The 19,000-nt window shown below is 53.9% G+C and carries 13 protein-coding genes and 2 pseudogenes; 9 read left to right on the forward strand and 6 right to left on the reverse strand.

The window, feature by feature from the left end; genetic code table 11:
• Nucleotide 1 precedes the first annotated feature (1 nt).
• Nucleotides 2–340 (reverse strand): P-II family nitrogen regulator, encoded by a 339-nt coding sequence (gene glnK / locus ACM6I6_RS26090; RefSeq protein ID WP_002555808.1) that lies wholly within the window; start codon nucleotides 338–340, stop codon nucleotides 2–4.
• Between the two features lie 421 nt (nucleotides 341–761).
• Here glnK and ACM6I6_RS26095 point away from each other — a divergent pair, with 421 nt between their 5' ends.
• Both ACM6I6_RS26095 and ACM6I6_RS26100 read left to right on the forward strand, forming a co-directional pair.
• Complete coding sequence (locus tag ACM6I6_RS26095; RefSeq protein ID WP_274073700.1) at nucleotides 762–1,022, forward strand: accessory factor UbiK family protein; 261 nt, start codon at nucleotides 762–764, stop codon at nucleotides 1,020–1,022.
• A gap of 444 nt (nucleotides 1,023–1,466) precedes the next feature.
• Nucleotides 1,467–2,960 (forward strand): YifB family Mg chelatase-like AAA ATPase, encoded by a 1,494-nt coding sequence (locus ACM6I6_RS26100; protein ID WP_414920902.1) that lies wholly within the window; start codon nucleotides 1,467–1,469, stop codon nucleotides 2,958–2,960.
• 4 nt (nucleotides 2,961–2,964) lie between these two features.
• Here the strand turns inward: ACM6I6_RS26100 and ACM6I6_RS26105 are convergent, their stop codons facing one another.
• Entirely contained in the window at nucleotides 2,965–3,885 is a 921-nt protein-coding gene (locus ACM6I6_RS26105) for a LysR substrate-binding domain-containing protein (protein WP_274073702.1), read from the reverse strand.
• A 157-nt stretch (nucleotides 3,886–4,042) separates the two neighbouring features.
• Between ACM6I6_RS26105 and ACM6I6_RS26110 the strand changes: the two genes are divergently transcribed.
• Nucleotides 4,043–5,437 (forward strand): NorM family multidrug efflux MATE transporter, encoded by a 1,395-nt coding sequence (locus ACM6I6_RS26110; RefSeq protein WP_323625775.1) that lies wholly within the window; start codon nucleotides 4,043–4,045, stop codon nucleotides 5,435–5,437.
• Between the two features lie 111 nt (nucleotides 5,438–5,548).
• Here ACM6I6_RS26110 and ACM6I6_RS26115 read toward each other — a convergent pair whose 3' ends face one another.
• A complete protein-coding gene (locus tag ACM6I6_RS26115; protein ID WP_274073704.1) occupies nucleotides 5,549–7,222 on the reverse strand; it encodes a putative bifunctional diguanylate cyclase/phosphodiesterase in 1,674 nt (557 codons plus the stop codon).
• A gap of 264 nt (nucleotides 7,223–7,486) precedes the next feature.
• On the opposite strand from ACM6I6_RS26115, the gene rep reads away from it, so the two are divergent.
• Nucleotides 7,487–9,496 (forward strand): DNA helicase Rep, encoded by a 2,010-nt coding sequence (gene rep, locus ACM6I6_RS26120; protein WP_046818511.1) that lies wholly within the window; start codon nucleotides 7,487–7,489, stop codon nucleotides 9,494–9,496.
• Between the two features lie 57 nt (nucleotides 9,497–9,553).
• Nucleotides 9,554–10,126 carry a xanthine phosphoribosyltransferase gene (locus ACM6I6_RS26125; RefSeq protein WP_007934646.1) on the forward strand — a complete coding sequence of 191 codons (573 nt, stop codon included), beginning with the start codon at nucleotides 9,554–9,556 and terminating at the stop codon, nucleotides 10,124–10,126.
• Between the two features lie 69 nt (nucleotides 10,127–10,195).
• Here ACM6I6_RS26125 and ACM6I6_RS26130 read toward each other — a convergent pair whose 3' ends face one another.
• On the reverse strand, nucleotides 10,196–12,118 hold the full coding sequence (locus tag ACM6I6_RS26130; RefSeq protein ID WP_323607404.1) for an acetyl-CoA hydrolase/transferase C-terminal domain-containing protein: 1,923 nt from the start codon (nucleotides 12,116–12,118) through the stop codon (nucleotides 10,196–10,198).
• A 734-nt stretch (nucleotides 12,119–12,852) separates the two neighbouring features.
• Between ACM6I6_RS26130 and lanM the strand changes: the two genes are divergently transcribed.
• The 4 genes from lanM to ACM6I6_RS26150 all read left to right on the forward strand — a co-directional run bounded on the left by lanM (nucleotide 12,853) and on the right by ACM6I6_RS26150 (nucleotide 18,274).
• Nucleotides 12,853–15,789 carry a type 2 lanthipeptide synthetase LanM gene (gene lanM / locus ACM6I6_RS26135; protein WP_414920903.1) on the forward strand — a complete coding sequence of 979 codons (2,937 nt, stop codon included), beginning with the start codon at nucleotides 12,853–12,855 and terminating at the stop codon, nucleotides 15,787–15,789.
• 212 nt (nucleotides 15,790–16,001) lie between these two features.
• Entirely contained in the window at nucleotides 16,002–16,652 is a 651-nt protein-coding gene (locus ACM6I6_RS26140; protein WP_323609474.1) for a hypothetical protein, read from the forward strand.
• A 21-nt stretch (nucleotides 16,653–16,673) separates the two neighbouring features.
• Entirely contained in the window at nucleotides 16,674–17,540 is an 867-nt protein-coding gene (locus tag ACM6I6_RS26145; RefSeq protein ID WP_323609473.1) for a hypothetical protein, read from the forward strand.
• Nucleotides 17,540–18,274, forward strand: coding sequence for an AAA family ATPase (locus ACM6I6_RS26150; protein WP_323609472.1), 735 nt, complete (start codon nucleotides 17,540–17,542; stop codon nucleotides 18,272–18,274). The genes ACM6I6_RS26145 and ACM6I6_RS26150 overlap by 1 nt, the downstream gene beginning before the upstream one ends.
• Before the next feature lie 82 nt (nucleotides 18,275–18,356).
• On the opposite strand, the pseudogene ACM6I6_RS26155 reads toward ACM6I6_RS26150, so the two are convergent.
• Nucleotides 18,357–18,724: pseudogene (locus ACM6I6_RS26155) on the reverse strand (cytochrome c5 family protein).
• A 59-nt stretch (nucleotides 18,725–18,783) separates the two neighbouring features.
• Nucleotides 18,784–19,000, reverse strand: a pseudogene (locus tag ACM6I6_RS26160) (acetyl-CoA hydrolase); the annotation flags it as partial.

Here is a 19,000-nt window from a genome sequence, read left to right on the forward strand (position 1 = left end):
CTTAGATTGCGTCGGTATCGGTTTCGCCGGTACGGATGCGAATCGCCTGTTCCAGATTGACCACGAAGATCTTGCCGTCACCGATCTTGCCGGTGTTGGCCGCCTTGGTTATCGCCTCGATAACCCGGTCGAGATCCTTGTCGTCAATGGCGACATCAATCTTCACCTTTGGCAGGAAATCGACCACGTATTCCGCGCCGCGATACAGCTCGGTGTGACCCTTCTGCCGACCGAAGCCTTTGACTTCAGTAACGGTAATGCCCTGCACGCCGATCTCGGATAACGACTCGCGCACGTCGTCCAACTTGAACGGCTTGATGATGGCAGTGACTAGCTTCATGAAAACTCTCTCCCGAATTTGGTGGACTTGCCCCAGGAAAACAAACCCGTCTCAAGTCTAAGCGCAGTGCCTGGCTTTGTAACGCATCGTCGGCCTTACCTGCCCGTCCGACGCCAGTTAACCGCTCCTTGCGAAACACTCCCCGCGTTTCGCCTGGCGCACTGCATTCGTCACAGCGACTGCATCAGTGCATGGGTCATCAGCATCTAAGCAGAAAGCTTGCCATCTCCACAAAACACATTGATTTCAAGCCTTTGCCAACAGATCGCGACCACTTCACGACAACACCCAACGGGTTACGCACAACAACGGTGCGATGCCGTCCGTCCGCATGCGCGAAAAGCGTGCATCCCTTGCCTGCGGAATTGACTATAGACACTGCGTGATACACTGCCCGCCATTGCTACCAGGACATTCCCCCATGCTCGCGCCCAAAGACTTCCTCGACGCCCTGACAGGCACCGCCTCCCGCCTCTTCAGCGGCGACACGCCACTGCCGAAAAGCGAAATCGAAAGCCAGTTCAAGGCTCTGTTGCAGAGCGGGTTCAGCAAGCTGGATCTGGTGAGTCGTGAAGAGTTCGATAGCCAGATGGTGGTGTTGGCGCGCACGCGGGCGCGGCTGGAGGCGCTAGAGGCGAAGGTTGCGGAAATGGAAGCGAAGCTCACTCCACCAACCGAGTAAACACCGCGATCCCTGTAGGAGCTGCCGAAGGCTGCGATCTTTTGATCTTCCGCCCTTCCACCATCTCGGCAACGTCCTACAAAACATCACACGGCCGTCCGATTGCGTCGCCCATAAGCCAGTCTCTAAGCTCATCCCCTGCTGAATGTTCAGCACTGGGTTTGGCGACCCGGATGCTTAAGGCGTGCGACGACGATCCGAAGGCGGGACTGCCTCCCACGGTAAAGACCTTGAACCTGCGGGCCTGCTTGCTGGCAAAAGAGCCTGACCCTGTCGACAGACGAACTGCCTGCATGGCGGTTTTTTTTGTGAGTCAGCACGCTCCAGGATGACTCGCAACATCCAGCGAAAATTCAAGTTCTCTACCCCAACGCGAAACCCTCATCTTCTGTCTACCCTTGAAAAACCCGCAGGAAGCGGCCTCCGTCATTTCAAGGAACGACCATGTCCCTCTCCATCGTCCACAGCCGCGCCCAAATTGGCGTGGATGCGCCCGCTGTCACCGTTGAAGTCCATCTGGCCAATGGTTTGCCATCGCTGACCATGGTCGGCCTGCCCGAGGCGGCGGTGAAGGAAAGCAAGGACCGGGTGCGCAGTGCGATCATCAATTCGGGGCTGCAGTTTCCGCCTCGGCGCATCACCCTGAACCTGGCGCCGGCGGATTTGCCCAAGGACGGTGGGCGTTTCGATCTGGCGATTGCCCTGGGGATTCTCTCGGCCAGTGTGCAGGTGCCGACGCTGACGCTCGATGATGTGGAGTGCCTGGGGGAGCTGGCGCTGTCGGGCGCGGTCCGGGCCGTGCGCGGGGTGTTGCCGGCGGCATTGGCGGCGCGCAAGGCCGGGCGTTCGTTGGTGGTGCCGCGGGCCAATGCCGAGGAAGCGTGCCTGGCGTCGGGCTTGAAAGTGATTGCGGTGGATCATTTGCTGGAGGCTGTCGCGCATTTCAATGGGCATACGCCGATTGAGCCTTATGTTTCCAATGGCTTGCTCTACGCCAGCAAACCCTATCCCGATCTGAATGAGGTGCAGGGGCAGCTTGCGGCCAAACGGGCGCTGTTGCTTGCCGCGGCGGGCGCGCACAACCTGTTGCTCAGCGGGCCACCGGGGACAGGCAAGACGCTCTTGGCCAGTCGCCTGCCCGGACTCCTGCCGCCGCTGTCCGAAAGCGAGGCGCTGGAGGTGGCGGCCATTCAATCGGTCACCAGTTGCGTACCGCTGAGCCATTGGCCTCACCGGCCATTTCGCCAGCCCCACCACTCTGCCTCAGGCCCTGCACTGGTGGGCGGCGGTTCGAAACCGCAGCCAGGCGAAATCACCCTCGCCCACCACGGTGTCTTGTTCCTTGACGAGCTTCCGGAGTTTGAACGCAGGGTCCTGGAAGTCCTGAGGGAACCGCTGGAGTCCGGCTACATCGTGGTCTCCCGGGCGAAGGATCGCGTGCGGTTTCCGGCGCGGTTCCAGTTAGTGGCGGCGATGAATCCGTGTCCCTGTGGATATCTTGGCGAACCCACGGGCCGCTGCTCCTGCACCCCGGACATGGTGCAACGCTACCGCAACAAGCTGTCGGGCCCGTTGCTGGATCGGATCGACCTGCACCTGACCGTGGCACGGGAGGCCACGGCGCTCAATCCTCCCGTGAAACCTGGAGAGGACAGCACCAGCGCTGCATTGATAGTGGCCGAGGCACGCGAGCGCCAACAGACGCGTCAGGGCTGTGCCAATGCCTTTCTCGATCTGCCAGGGCTGCGCAAGCACTGCAAGTTATCCACAGTCGATGAAAACTGGCTGGAAACCGCGTGTGAACGGCTGAACCTTTCCCTGCGTTCAGCGCACCGGTTGCTCAAGGTTGCGCGGACATTGGCGGATCTTGAGCAGGTCGACAACATCAGCCGCGATCATCTGGCCGAGGCGTTGCAGTATCGGCCAGCAACGCAGTAACGACTCAGCTCAGGTGCACGACATCCGGCAGCTCCATGGCCCTGACCTCCCCTTGCAGGAAGTCACTGAGCCGACGCATGCGCTCGCCACCCGGACGGGTTTTCGGCCACACAAGGTAATACTTCTCGCCGCTGGCGACTGCAGTTGGCCAAGGCAGGCTCAAGCGACCTTGCGCGACATCCTCCGCCACCATCAGCAGATCGCCCATCGACACGCCGTACCCCCGGGCGGCCGCGATCATGCCCAGTTCAAGGGTGTCGAAGACCTGCCCGCCCTTGAGCGACACCTGCTCGGCCAGGCCCATGCGCTCCAGCCAATTGCGCCAGTCCCGTCGATCCGGTGTCGGGTGCAGCAGCTCGGTATTGATCAGACGCTCAACATCCCAAGGTTGATCATTAAGCAGGTTGGGCGCCCCCACCGGGATCAGTTCCTCGGGAAAGAGATAGCTCGCCTCCCAGTCCGCCGGGAAATGCCCGTTGCTCAACAACACCGCACAGTCGAACGGCTCATCATTGAAGTCCACCGAATCGATATCCATCCAGGCGCTGGTCAATTGCACCTCGTTCCCCGGCTGCAGATGGCGGAACCGACTGAGCCGCGCCAACAACCAGCGCATGGTCAGTGTCGACGGGGCTTTCATGCGCAGGATGTCGTCTTCGGCGCGCAAGGTGTTGCAGGCCCTCTCAAGGGCCGTAAACCCTTCGCGAATGCCCGGCAGCAGCAAGCGCGCCGATTCGGTCAGCTGCAGGTTGCGGCCACTGCGATGAAACAAGCGGCAGGCAAAATGCTCTTCGAGCGTACGAATATGCCGACTGACTGCACTTTGGGTAATCGACAGCTCTTCTGCGGCCCGGGTAAATGACGTGTGTCGTGCCGCCGCTTCGAATGCGCGCAGGGCATAAAGAGGAGGAAGACGACGCGACATCAGGAAAGCTCCTACAGCGGTTTTGGATACCCTAGCAGAAACTATTCAGCATGAGTTTGAATCATGTTACCCATCCTTTTTATCCCTTTGTGCAAACGCCGCAGAGCGCCGAGAATCGACGCTTTCCTGTTCTCTTTGATAACCGAGCGTGATGACCATGCAGCATCCAGCGCGTATTGAACTCTGGGCCATCCTGCGGCTGGCGGGGCCGTTGATTGCCTCGCAGTTGGCGCACATGCTGATGGTCCTCACCGACACCCTGATGATGGCGCGCCTGAGCCCCGAGGCTCTGGCCGGTGGTGGACTCGGCGCGGCGACCTATTCGTTCGTGTCGATTTTCTGCATCGGCGTGATCGCGGCGGTTGGCACCCTGGTGGCGATCCGTCAGGGAGCGGGCGATATCCTCGGCGCAGCCCGGCTGACCCAGGCCGGCTTGTGGCTGGCATGGTTGATGGCGCTGGGCGCCGGCCTTCTGCTGTGGAACCTGAAACCGGTACTGCTGCTGTTCGGCCAGACCGAAAGCAACGTCCAGGCGGCCGGACAATTCCTGATCTTCCTGCCCTTTGCCCTGCCCGGCTACCTGAGCTTCATGGCCTTGCGCGGTTTCACCAGCGCCATCGGCCGGGCAACACCGGTGATGGTCATCAGCCTGGGCGGCACCGTGGCCAACTTCCTGCTGAACTACGCACTGATCACCGGCATGTTCGGCCTGCCGAAACTGGGGCTGATGGGCATTGGCCTGGTCACGGCGATTGTCGCCAACCTGATGGCCCTGGCTCTGGCGTGGCACATTCGCCGGCACCCGGCCTATGATGCCTATCCACTGCGTCAGGGCTTGTCGCGGCTCAACCGCCAGTACCTGAAGGAACTGTGGCGCCTGGGCCTGCCGATTGGTGGCACCTACGCCGTGGAGGTCGGGCTTTTTGCCTTCGCCGCCTTGTGCATGGGCACCATGGGCAGCACGCAACTGGGCGCGCACCAGATCGCCCTGCAGATCGTGTCGGTGGCATTCATGGTGCCTGCGGGGATTTCCTACGCGATCACCATGCGCATCGGTCAGCATTACGGCGCCGGGCAGTTACTGGACGCGCGGCTGGCCGGAAGGGTCGGTCTGGCTTTCGGCGCGGCGGCGATGCTGTGTTTTGCGATGGTCTTCTGGCTGTTGCCGAATCAGTTGGTCGGGCTGTTTCTCGATCACAACGACCCGGCGTTTCGCGACGTCATCGACCTGGCCGTGAGCCTGCTGGCTGTGGCGGCGTGGTTCGAGCTGTTCGACGGCACGCAAACCATCGCCATGGGCTGCATTCGCGGGCTCAAGGATGCCAAGACCACCTTCCTCGTGGGCCTGGGCTGTTATTGGCTGATTGGCGCCCCGGCAGCCTGGTGGATGGCGTTCCATTTGCAATGGGGGCCAACGGGCGTGTGGTGGGGCCTGGCGCTGGGATTGGCCTGCGCAGCGGTGAGCCTGACGCTGGCGTTTGAGTCGAAGATGAAGCGGATGATTCGGCGGGAGCCGTCGCAAGAGCGCTTCGACGCCATCCAGGCCGAATGAGATCCCTGTAGGAGCTGGCTTGCCAGCGAAGGCGGTGGGTCAGTCGACAAATGTGTTGAATGACAAACCGTCTTCGCTGGCAAGCCAGCTCCTACAGTTTTGCGTGGGTGTTTAAACCACGACTTCCAGCGGCGCCTGCTGGCTGCTGTCAAACGTCAGGTATTGCACCAGCTCCGCCAACGGCAACGGCTTGCTGATCAGATACCCCTGCACCTGATCGCAATCGAACCCGCGCAACAGTTCCAGTTGCTCCGGTGTCTCCACGCCTTCGGCGACGACTTCCAGTTTGAGGTTGTGCGCCAGGTTGATCATCGCGTGCACCAGCTGGCGGTTTTCTTCGCGCTGTTCCATGCCGCCGACAAAGCTCTTGTCGATCTTCAGCAGCGTGATCGGCAGGCTGTTGAGGTGCACGAACGAGGAAAAGCCGGTGCCGAAGTCATCGAGGGAGAAGCGCACGCCCAGGCGGCCAAGGGCGTCCATGGTTTGCTTGACCAGGTCGCTGCGGCGCATGACCGCGGTTTCGGTCAGCTCGAACTCCAGCCACTGCGCCTCGACTCCGCGCTCGGCAATCAGCCGGCTCAGGGTCGAGAGCAACTGACTGTCCTGGAACTGCCGGAACGACAGGTTGATCGCCATGTGCAACGGCGGCAAACCCAGCTCAAGCAGCGCCTGCATATCGCGCAACGCCCGGGAAATGACCCAGTAACCCAGCGGCACAATCAACCCGCTCTGCTCGGCCAGCGGCACGAATTCGCTCGGTGGCAACAAGCCGCGCTCAGCATGACGCCAGCGCACCAGAGCTTCGAGGCCGACGATCTGCCCGTCTTCAAGGTTCATTCGGGGCTGGTAATGCAGTTCCAGCTCATCACGGCGCAAGGCCCGGCGTAGCTCGGTTTCGAGGTCGGCGATGCTGCGGGCGTTGCGGTTGATGCGCTCGTTGAAAATATGAAACGTACAGCCTTGGGTGCTCTTGGCCTGCTGCATGGCGATATGCGCGTGCCACATCAGGGGGTCGGCGCCAGCCTGTGCCCGTGCATGGGCAATGCCCAGGCTGGAGCCGATCAGCAGGCTTTCGCCGTCGATCCAATAAGGCTCGGCCAACGCTTCGGTGATGCGCTCGGCCATCCATTCGGCGCGCTGAGGAGCGCGTCGGGTGTCGATCAGCAAGGCGAACTCATCGCTGCCCAGTCGCGCCAGTTGATCACCGGCTTCAAGCTGGCCTTTGAGCCGCGCGACCACCTGCAGGATCAGGCGATCACCGGCCTGATGGCCGAGGGCATCGTTGGCGTAACGGAAGTTGTCGAGGTCCAGGTGACCGAGGGCCAGGCCGCGACCATCGTTTTCCGCCAGGCGCGCCGTCAGCAAGGTCTGGAAACCCTGGCGGTTGGCGATGCCAGTCAGCGGATCCTGCTCGGCCAGGCGCTGCAGGGTGGTTTCCAGTACGCCGCGCTCACGCACATGGCGCAGGCAACGGCGCAGCATGCCCGGGTCGAGATGGTCGCGTACCAGCCAGTCACTTACACCGTCGGGCGGGGTCAGGGGCTCATGCTCGAGCAGCAATACCGTCGGCAAGCAGCAACGACCGGCCGCCGGCTGGAGGGCCGGGATCGTCAACAACACCGCGCTGCGGTTGTCATCGAACAGACTGCTGACCGATTCCCAGCTCGGCGCACTGATGAGCACGGCCGAGCTCCCCATCGGAGCCAGACACTCGCGCAACAACGCTGCCCACGCTGGCTCTTCGGCCAGTAGCAGCAAACGCAAGGGTTCGACAGGCGTAGACAAGCTAGCTCCCTAGACTCTGCATGGATGTAGGCGACCGCATTATGCCGCGCCAATCCCTAATGACCAATGGACATGGCCTTCAAACGAGGCCTTTGTATCAGGAAATTACCAACATTAGACGCGAATTCGTTGCGCATCCTGCGTGAAAGTAACAAAACCGGCAAATACAGATCGCGTTGTACGTCACAAGTCGGACAGAGCAGCACAATTCGCTGAGCCTGTTAAAATGCCGGCCCATTTCGTGACTGACTCCTGAATTTACCTATGTCCCGACTCAATCCCCGGCAGCAAGAAGCCGTGAGCTATGTCGGCGGCCCTCTTTTGGTGCTCGCCGGTGCAGGCTCCGGCAAGACCAGCGTCATCACCCGAAAGATTGCCCACCTGATCCAGAACTGCGGCATCCGCGCCCAGTACATCGTCGCCATGACCTTTACCAACAAGGCCGCGCGCGAGATGAAGGAGCGGGTCGGCACCCTGCTGCGCGCCGGTGAGGGTCGCGGCCTGACGGTCTGCACCTTCCACAACCTGGGCCTGAACATCATCCGCAAGGAACACGTGCGGCTGGGCTACAAACCCGGTTTCTCGATTTTCGACGAGACCGACGTCAAGGCCCTGATGACCGACATCATGCAAAAGGAATACTCGGGCGACGACGGCGTCGACGAGATCAAGAACATGATCGGCGCCTGGAAAAACGACCTGATCCTGCCGGCCCAGGCCCTGGAAAACGCGCGCAACCCCAAGGAACAGACCGCCGCCATCGTCTACACCCACTACCAGCGCACGCTCAAGGCGTTCAACGCGGTGGACTTCGACGACCTGATCCTGCTGCCGGTGAAGCTGTTCGAAGAGCACGCCGACATCCTGGAGAAGTGGCAAAACAAGGTGCGCTACCTGCTGGTGGACGAATACCAGGACACCAACGCCAGCCAATACCTGCTGGTGAAGATGCTGATCGGCAAGCGTAACCAGTTCACCGTGGTCGGCGACGATGACCAGTCTATCTACGCCTGGCGCGGCGCCCGCCCGGAAAACCTGATGCTGCTCAAGGACGACTACCCGTCCCTGAAAGTGGTGATGCTGGAGCAGAACTACCGCTCCACCAGCCGCATCCTGCGTTGCGCCAACGTGCTGATCTCGAACAACCCCCACGAATTCGAAAAGCAGCTGTGGAGTGAGATGGGCCACGGCGACGAGATCCGCGTGATCCGCTGCCGCAACGAAGACGCCGAAGCCGAGCGCGTGGCCGTGGAAATCCTCAGCCTGCACTTGCGCACCGACCGGCCGTACAGCGATTTCGCGATCCTGTACCGGGGTAACTACCAGGCCAAGTTGATCGAACTGAAGTTGCAGCACCACCAGGTGCCGTATCGCCTGTCCGGCGGCAACAGCTTCTTCGGCCGCCAGGAAGTGAAAGACCTGATGGCCTATTTCCGCCTGATTGTGAACCCGGACGACGACAACGCCTTCCTGCGCGTGATCAACGTCCCACGCCGGGAGATCGGTTCGACTACGTTGGAGAAGCTGGGCAACTACGCCACCGAGCGAAAAATCTCGATGTATGCCGCCACCGACGAAATCGGCCTGGGCGAGCATCTGGACAGCCGCTTCACCGATCGCCTGTCGCGGTTCAAGCGCTTCATGGACAAGGTGCGCGAGCAATGCGCTGGCGAAGACCCGATCTCGGCTCTGCGCAGCATGGTCATGGACATCGACTACGAGAACTGGCTGCGCACCAACAGCTCCAGCGACAAGGCCGCCGATTACCGCATGGGCAACGTGTGGTTCCTGATCGAGGCGCTGAAGAACACCCTGGAGAAAGACGAAGACGGCGAGATGACCGTCGAAGACGCCATCGGCAAACTGGTGTTGCGCGATATGCTCGAGCGCCAGCAGGAAGAAGAAGATGGCGCCGAAGGCGTGCAGATGATGACCCTGCATGCCTCCAAGGGCCTGGAATTCCCCTACGTGTTCATCATGGGCATGGAAGAGGAAATCCTCCCGCACCGCTCCAGCATCGAAGCCGACACCATCGAAGAGGAGCGGCGCCTGGCCTACGTGGGCATCACCCGCGCGCGCCAGACCCTGGCCTTCACCTTCGCCGCCAAGCGCAAGCAATACGGCGAGATCATCGATTGCGCACCGAGCCGCTTCCTCGACGAACTGCCGCCGGACGACCTTGCCTGGGAAGGCAACGACGACACCCCGACCGAAGTCAAGGCCGTTCGCGGCAATAGCGCATTGGCGGATATACGCGCGATGTTAAAGCGCTAGAATTGACCACTTTTATTTAGACCTTCGGCGCAAAAGACGCCAAACGAGGACAGCTTCATGGAAGCACTGCACAAGAAAATTCGCGAAGAAGGCATCGTGCTTTCCGATCAGGTCCTGAAAGTCGACGCCTTTCTGAACCACCAGATCGACCCGGCCCTGATGAAGCTGATCGGCGATGAATTCGCCACGCTGTTCAAGGATTCGGGCATCACCAAGATTGTCACCATCGAAGCCTCGGGCATCGCCCCGGCGATCATGACCGGTCTGAACCTCGGTGTGCCGGTGATTTTCGCTCGCAAGCACCAGTCCCTGACCCTGACTGAAAACCTGCTGTCGGCGACCGTTTACTCGTTCACCAAGCAGACCGAAAGCACCGTGGCGATCTCTCCACGCCATCTGACCAGCAGCGACCGCGTGCTGATCATCGATGACTTCCTGGCCAACGGTAAGGCATCACAGGCGCTGATCTCGATCATCAAGCAGGCTGGCGCGACCGTGGCTGGCTTGGGGATCGTGATCGAGAAGTCGTTCCAGGGCGGCCGTGCGGAGCTGGATGCGCAGGGGTATCGCGTTGAGTCCCTGGCCCGTGTTCAGTCGCTGAAGGATGGCGTTGTAACCTTCATCGAATAAGCCAGCAGCACCGCATTTCCCCTGTGGGAGCCAGCCTGCTGGCTCCCACAGTTGGTTTTGCGTTGGGCGTTATTGCGCGGTGGCCTTTAGGCCGGTGAGCAGCAACCGCTGATACAAATCCTCTTTCAGCCCTTCCGGCTTCGTCAGCTGCATACGCTCCAGGTGTTCTGGGAACGATGCAGGCTCCGGCGCATCCAGCGCAGCTTTACCCAGCTCCAACACTTCACTCAGCTTGAATTTGCTCTTGAGCCAGTTCAACGCCCGCAACAGATCCCGTTCGACCTCGGTGAAATCACAGCCCAGCGGATACTCCGGAAACAGACGTGCATGCCTTGCCTGAATCGCCTGTAAACGCTCAGGTCGGTTATCGGTGAAGCGCGGATCGAGGCGAAAATCCTTGGGTAACTTACCCACCTTCTGTGCCTGCTCGATAAGCCCCGCCTGAAAGCGCGAATCACTGATATTCAGCAATGCCTCGATCACCGCCGCATCGGTTTTCCCGCGAAGGTCGGCAATGCCGTATTCGGTGACCACGATGTCCCGCAGGTGTCGCGGGATCGTGCAGTGACCGTATTCCCAGACAATGTTGGAACTGACGTCACCGCCCGACTCACGCCAGCTGCGCAGCAGCAACACCGACCGCGCCCCTTCCAGCGCATGGCCCTGGGCCACGAAGTTGTACTGCCCGCCCACACCGCTGAGCACCCGCCCGTCTTCCAGCTGATCCGCTACGCCAGCGCCCAGCAGGGTCATGGTAAATGCCGTGTTGATGAACCGCGCATCGAGCCGCTGCAAGCGTTTGAGCTCTTCCTGCCCGTATAGCTCGTTGATGTAGCTGATACGGGTCATGTTGAATTCGAGCCGCTTGCTCTGCGGCAACTCGCGCAGGCGTTGATAGAAACTGCGCGGCCCGAGGAAAAACCCGCCATGCACCGAAATGCCGTCGGTTTGCGCCGCTTCGTCGAGGGTGCCGGCATTGGCCTGCTGCTGGGTCGACACATCCGGGTACACCTTGCGCCGCACGATCCCGGCGTCGGCCAGCACCAGCAAGCCGTTGACGAACATTTCACTGCACCCGTACAGGCCCTTGGCGAACGGATCGATGCCGCCTTCGCGCTCGATCAATTGCGCCCATGGGCTGAGATCGATGTCGGTCAGCAAAGCCTTGTAAGCGTCGCTGTCGGCCTGTCGCGCCAGCAACGCAGCGGTCAACGCATCACCCATGGAACCGATGCCGATCTGCAGGGTGCCGCCATCGCGTACCAAGGTACTGGCGTGCAACCCGATGAAATGATCCTGGAAACCCACTGGCATGTTCGGCGTGGAGAACAGCGTGGTGCTGTCCTTCTCGTCGATCAGCAAGTCGAAGGTATCGATACCGACTTCGGCATCACCGGGCATGTAGGGCAAATCGTCATGCACCTGGCCGACCATCAGGATCGTCTCCCCGGCTTCCCGGCGCCTGGCGATCATCGGCAGCAGGTCGAGGGTGATGTCCGGGTTGCAGCTCAGGCTCAAGCGATCGGGATGCTCAGCATGGCTGGCCACCAATTGCGCAACCAGGTTCAAGCCGGCGGCGTTGATGTCCCGGGCGGCGTGGCTGTAGTTGCTGCTGACGTAATCCTGCTGGGCCGACGCGCTGTGGAGCAGGCTGCCCGGCTGCATGAAGAACTGCTGGATGTGAATGTTGGCCGGCAGGTTGTCGCGCTGCAGGCCGGCGAGAAAATCCAGCTCTGGATAATCGCCAAAGACCCGTTCGACAAAGGGTTCGAGAAAACGCTTTTGCAATCCGTCGCCCAGCGCTGGACGGCCAAGGCACAGGGCGGTGTAGATCGTCAGTTGCCGCTGCGGCAATTGCGCCACACGTTGATACAGCGCGTTGACGAAAGGGTTGGGTTTGCCCAGGCCCAGGGGCAGGCCCATGTGGATATGCGCCGGCAACCGCGCCAACACCTCATCGACCGCTTGCTCGATAGAACACAGCTGTACCATCCGATCCTCCATTCCTTTCCATGACGTGCGTTGGACCGAGCTTGCCGGGCCCTAGTTTCGAAGGAAGGGCTAATGGCTGAGCTTCTCCATGAACAATTGACTGCCGAAATAAATTATTAATAACGCCAATAAAAAACAAGCTCTAAAAAATAATAATAACAACAAGTTACCTAGTAAGTAAGAAACATCCCACAAGAACCTACTGTCTTTCCCACAAATAAGAAGCCTTTTCACACAATTTTTTAGGACCGCTTCTGATTGTACTTACCACATCCAAAACTACTATCTATCCCATGCCATTCAAAACAAAAACCGAACGAAAAGGAGATGCTATGGTTGAAAAATAAAAATGTGCATCAAACAGTTATATTCACAAACAGCTACATATACGAGTATGGAACGCTCGGTAGAATAAGGTAGTACGGGTACATTCAGTCTCCCTATACATCTACGGCGTACTAAAACTAAAAACAAAGGATCAAACAATGCAAATTGATATCAGTTCAATTCAGAGCGCTAGGAAAAACTTTTTGAGCTCAAGCTCTCCAATCTCCACAATCGCTCTCCAAGCATTTAGCAATCTATCTGCCGCGTCCAGCGGAACGCGACCATGCACAAGTTGTTGCACGCAGTGCTGGAACCAATGCTGCTATGCAACTTACTCTTGACGTTAACTTATAGCGCAAGGCGCCTCCTACCTGGAGCGCCTTCATAAATATATAGAGGCCTTACGGATGACAACCTCAAACATCTTCTCTAAGCTTCCGAACCACCATGAAAAAACACTGCAAACTGACTGCCCAGTCTGGCCGTATCTTTTATACTACATTGACAATATAGAAAAACACCTACACCCCAACGCAAAAATAACAAAAAACGAACAGCGCGTAATAATAAATGGTTTTTTAAGCAACCTGTCATCTAGAATAATGACCGCCTCTAAAAATGTACTATTCACCGAAAAAAAGTTTTTTGAAGAAACCACGCTGGGAACCGAAATCGGTACTGATAGTTACTTCAAGATCGTAGGCGAAAACAAAGATTATTTAAGTGACATACTAAAAGCATACCCAGAACTGGATCGTGTACTAACAAAAATAGCTGATAACTTTATTGAGCAAACCACCACGTTCATACTCCATTTCTCAGAGGATAGAGCAGAGCTGGCCATTTTTTCAAACACCATAAATAAAGATTCTCTAGTCACATGTGAAGTCTCCAATGGAGAGACCCACAATGGGTCAAAAGCTGTTTGCATCTTAACCTTTTCAAATGACAAAAAAGTTGTATACAAGCCTAGAAATTTATTGCTAGAAACCGCCGCGTCAGACTTATTACTATCTCTCAGCAGAAAAGCAGGGAAAGATTACCTTGCTTGGAAGATTCCTTCTTACTTGGTTAAGGCAGAGCATGGATGGTCAGAACATACACCACAAAAGCCGGCCGAATCAGAGGAAGAGGTTATTACATACTTTAAGAGAGCGGGGTTTTTATTAGGATACTGCACAATATTCACAGCTTCGGATATTACATCTGACAATCTAATTGCTAACGGCTCGAGCCCCATCCCAATTGATCTTGAGACTATTTTTTACAACACATTAAATATAGAATCAATTCCAAGAGAAGTAAGATGGAATGTCACACAAACTAGTATTCTTCCAAATTGGACCTGGAAGGGTACGGATGGGGTCGGCGTCGATTTAAGTGCACTAGGAGGCCTTTCAGAGCAATATGTTAGTCTAAATCTATACCAGCACCTAGAGGATGAAAGTGGAAACAGTCATTTTGGTATGGACGGAGTAAAAATACTTCCGAATGATAATGTGTTAACTTTCAATGACAGCCCCGTACTGCCATGGCGCTATGAAAAAGAAATAATCGAAGGGTTGGGCACTTTACTATCTATTGCCACTCTCGAAAAAAACCTGCTTATTGAAAAAATTAGCTCTTTACGCTTTATAAGAAACAGATATGTACCCAGACCTACTGCAACATACCATTATGCTATCCAATGTTCGATGCATGCGACGCTGATGAGCTGTACTGAACGCAGGAAATCTTTTTTAGAAAAAATATTAAACAACGACACTGCGCCCGCCATTGGATTTTTGGACGCCGAAGTGTCTGCTTGCCTGGATTTGGACATCCCATATGCACAGGGCAAAACCGGAACGCTTTCATTCAATGAATATAGATATGGTGGGGAGGGATACCTTAACGAAGAAGACTATATCGACGGAATCACTCACAGCACAAACTATATAGAAACCTTGAATAACAACAGAATTGCCTTTGAAAAAAATCTGACAAGCAATACTCTTTTAGCAATGAAAAACATGTACGATCATGGCAACAAACTTACAGATCACACATTCCGACAAAACGATGATTTAGAAAACTCAAAATGTTTAAGCACCAACTCCATTCTTAACATCATTCGAACCTCACAGAATGAGAACTCAATTCTACTCAATAGCATGTTGAATGTGGAGCTTTCTGCGAACGGTCTGTGGCTAGGTTTTCACTCTTCTCCAGGTGGGTACATGGAGTATTCTGAGTTAGGAGATGATTTTTATTACGGTTTATCTGGAATGCTCTATGGGTGCGTAGTGGCAGCGAGTAACCAGACCCCTATTGAGCAAGACCTGCTACATAGCTTACTAAATCAAAGTTATTTTCGGGTACACAAAAAACTTACAAATCCAGGCATGCACTTAGGTGGATTTCACTTTGGCTTATCGTCTGCAATTTTGCCGCTATATACAAGCCTCTCGTATTACAAAGACATACGAAGCGAAGAACTACTTTCGCAATATAAATCCTATGTAAATAACGCCTTACAAGACACTTGGTGGCAAAAATATTTTTGGGGAAGCGACCTTCTTTCGGGAATGTTCGGGACGCTTTCAGTATTAACAAAGCTATTTGATTTAACTCGAGATGAAAATTTCAGCGCGCTTGCGCAGTCCTTATTCAACAAAATAAAAACAGAACTCTCACCAGTTAAAAACAAATTACTAATAAAATTTGACAACTCAATTACAACTAGAAGTGACGCACTACTGAGTGGAATTTCCCACGGCATCATGGGCTGTGCCTATGCATTATTTTATTTCAACCAAGTCATAGCTAAAAGTGAATGCGTTGATTTAATATTCTTAGATTTTCTAACCTGGGAATTAGATGAGTATGATGAGTCAATAGAAAACTGGAAGGACTATAGAAGGAGGTCAGAGTCTTCTCGCGGTGAGTTTGCATGGAGCCACGGATTACCGGGAAATTACTTAGCTCTTGATTATTTTGCAAAAAACAATGTTGCACCTGCTCTTGATTTTTTAGACAAGCACCCTGCCGAGCACGCGTTTTCATATGAAAGTCTTCTCAAAAGAAAGAGACCAATCAATGATTCCCTATGTCATGGTGCATACGGTCTTCTCAACATAATAAAAAAGGTGTCGCCAAACTCTTTGCTCGACCCAAGAGTTTTCTTATGGTCTAACATTATAAATCTTGTTGAGCAGGACAGCAGAGAACTTAGAATAAAAACTGCTGACCCTTTGGGTCTTTGGGTTGGAAAAACTGGATCGCTTCTCGGATCGATGGGTCTACTGAATAAGAACTACGACTTCCCCTTTTTACCTCACCAAATGGGGTTTATAGGGATATGATACATAATATCACTCTTTCATGCTTAGGAGTAGCTGTTGCATTATTCAGCGCTATCTCCCCCGCCTTGATCGGAAACTCCATTGACCTTTATCTATCCGGAGATGACTCGTATATAACGATGATAGGCATGGCGTGTTTGCTTATCTTAACTACCCCCCCACTAAGGCTACTCGCAAATATCTATCTACAAAAAATCTCGTCAAAAACAAGAATGAATGTCAAAGAAAGTGTTTTAAAGTCGTTATTCACATATAATTTCTCCAGCAAAAGAAAATGCGGAGAAATTATAGATCTAGTCGATGGGGATGTGGAAAGCGCTCTGTATTTATATCATGCCGTATTTTTAGACATTGCAATAAACGCCACCCTTATAATTCTGGCCCTTTCAATTATCGCCTATTACTATCCAGTCATGATTATTGCCCCACTAGCAGGCATGCTTTTATCAGTTACAATTTATATATTCACAAAAGAAAAATGCGACAACTTATACATGAACTATGTAAATGAAAACACTATGACGATAGGAAAAATTTGCGACCTACTTATGCTAGAAAAAGTAGATCGTTCCTATCCATTGGATGAAGAAGTAAAAAGAATCAATAAACTTTCACTTTCGACTAGCTTTAAGGCATCTATGCTTGAAGCACTATCCGGATCATCATATTTTGTGGGGATTATTACGATGTTGCTTGTCGGTTTCTATGCTGTAGATAATAGTCTAATGAATGTTGGAGCAATTTTTGCCTCAGCAATGTACATTGAACGTGTACTTGGCCCAACAACCGCGCTAACTTCCATTTACTTCTCAAGTAGAGAAGCCTTCTATCGCAGATCAAGAATTCGAAACCAAATCACGTAAGGCTAACCAATGTACCTGTCCATGCGTAAAAACGCAGCACTGACATCACTAGCGATAGGCTTTTTAGCAATAGCATCCTATTGCCAATTACAAATACCCGCTCTCATCGCAGATGGCCTTTCCAATATAATGAACGGCAATTATAATTCTGCACATATATTCACTTTCGGCATTGTTTTTTTCTGTAAAAATGTCGCTTTGGGTCTCGGCAGCAGCTTAGCTTCTTACATAGAATCCGACACTCGTTTTTTCTTGATTAATTCGATATTAAGTAACCCAACTCTTAACAATGTTGCTACAGGTTTAACTTTAGTAAAGGAGGACGCAGAAAGGGTAGCGTCGGCCGTATCCGAACTCATCCAGCTCACAGGATCGTGCATATTAACGATTTTAACAGCATATATTCTGATAGCTGAAAATTTTTACTTCTGCGTACCCATCATTGTAATTACAATATTTACGACCAGATATGTGCGTACAGCAACCAAAACTGTCCAAGAAGCTTACAAAACAGAGATAAAGAAAGAAGAGCTGTATAAAGCATCCATCCTTCAGCTATTCAACCTGAATACGTCTAGGCATCAATCCAAACATAGCAGTCTAACCAAAATCCATCGTCACTTAGAAGAGGCAACTTATGCTCGCTATCTTTATAACAAGACAACTTTGGTTCTTAGCTTCTGGCCAGAACTAGCAATTGCCATTAGCGCTGTATTTATTATAATGTTAAGTGCACGCTTTTCGACGGAGCTCTTTGGCGTCAAACTAATAGCTTATCTAGGCTATATAGGTATATTTTCGATGGCCAGTGCTAACTCTGTGAGAATGGCGTTATCGTTGATTGGCATAAATGTCTCCGTGAAAAGAATCTTTGAAGGGCGTATATAATGAACACCCTATTTCTTCAAGTCATCCGCTTGAAAACTAATAGCTCTCCACCTAACTTCATAAAATCATTATTCCCTCTTGATCTAAAAAACAATATCACAATAATAATTGGGGAAAATGGTTGTGGGAAATCCACATTATTAGAAGCTATTGCAGTTAAACTTGGTTGCAATCCTGAAGGTGGAGGCAAAAATTTTAATTTCCAGACGGAGAACACTCACTCAACATTGCATACTTGTTTACAACTATCAAAAGGCTATAGCAAAGAAAAAGACATTTTCTTCTATAGAGCCGAAACCTTTTATAACTTCAACACGGCGATCCGGGACCTGGACAAAGAAACCAGTTTCGATCCGGAAATAAAGACGTACTACGGAGGGAGAGATCTTCACTCCATGTCTCATGGCGAAGCAATGGAGGCCTTGTTTATAAATAGATTTAAAGCAAAAGGACTTTACATCCTTGACGAGCCTGAAGCGTCCTTGTCGCCGCTAAGACAGTTGATTTTTATCAAGAGATTACTTGAACTAGCACAGAAAGGTGCTCAATTTATTGTTGCTACTCACTCACCTATTATCATGTCGATTCCAGGTTGCGAGCTATTACAAATATCAAATGGCCGATTTGAACCAATTTCACCCATCGACACTGATGCCTACGCCATATACAAAGCCGTGATCAACTCATCAGGTGAATACATCAAAACGCTTTGTGATGAGCAGGACTTTAACTGAGCAAATCCCGCTGATTCGCGGCCTTGCTGAGGATGTAGCTCTATTTCAGACCAGACATATTCTGAAGCGCACCCTGAGTTCTTCAATTGGAGCAGTCGAAGGTGCCTTTTAGCGCCATCGAGTAGATACCGGTATTGCCTTGGCCAGGATGCCATCGAGGCCACCCGAGTGATCTATACGGTCTTTTCAGACCGCGGCGTCGCCGATTTTGGGTGCGGCAGCTAGGCCGGTACCGGGCAAGCGTTGCAATGCTTTGCAATAACTTCGTCGGGCGTTAGCACCGCCAGCTGCAGCAGCCACTTCCATGCCCTTGGACTCTTTACACTGGACACAGACCCGGCCGACAGGCTCAAGGCGCTTGGCAATTTCGTTGTTGGTCGCTGCTTGAGCGCTGACAGGTCAGAGGGTAAGAGGGCCAATACGGTTGCCTGGTACGGCCAGCATTTTCATAGCCAGGTTCACGCGCTCACTCTCAATGGTGGCTAGCACGCCTACGGCCAAGGTTCGCAGGCGTGGCTGTAGTTGCTGCTGACGTAATCCTGCTGGGCCGACGCGCTGTGGAGCAGGCTGCCCGGCTGCATGAAGAACTGCTGGATGTGAATGTTTGCCGGCAAGTTATCGCGCTGCAGGCCGGCGAGGAAATCCAGTTCCGGATAATCGCCAAAGACCCGTTCGACAAAGGGTTCGAGAAAACGCTTTTGCAATCCGTCACCCAGCGCTGGACGA

It is taken from the genome of Pseudomonas sp. IT-P218 (assembly GCF_949767605.1).
Lineage (GTDB): Bacteria > Pseudomonadota > Gammaproteobacteria > Pseudomonadales > Pseudomonadaceae > Aquipseudomonas > Aquipseudomonas putida_AE.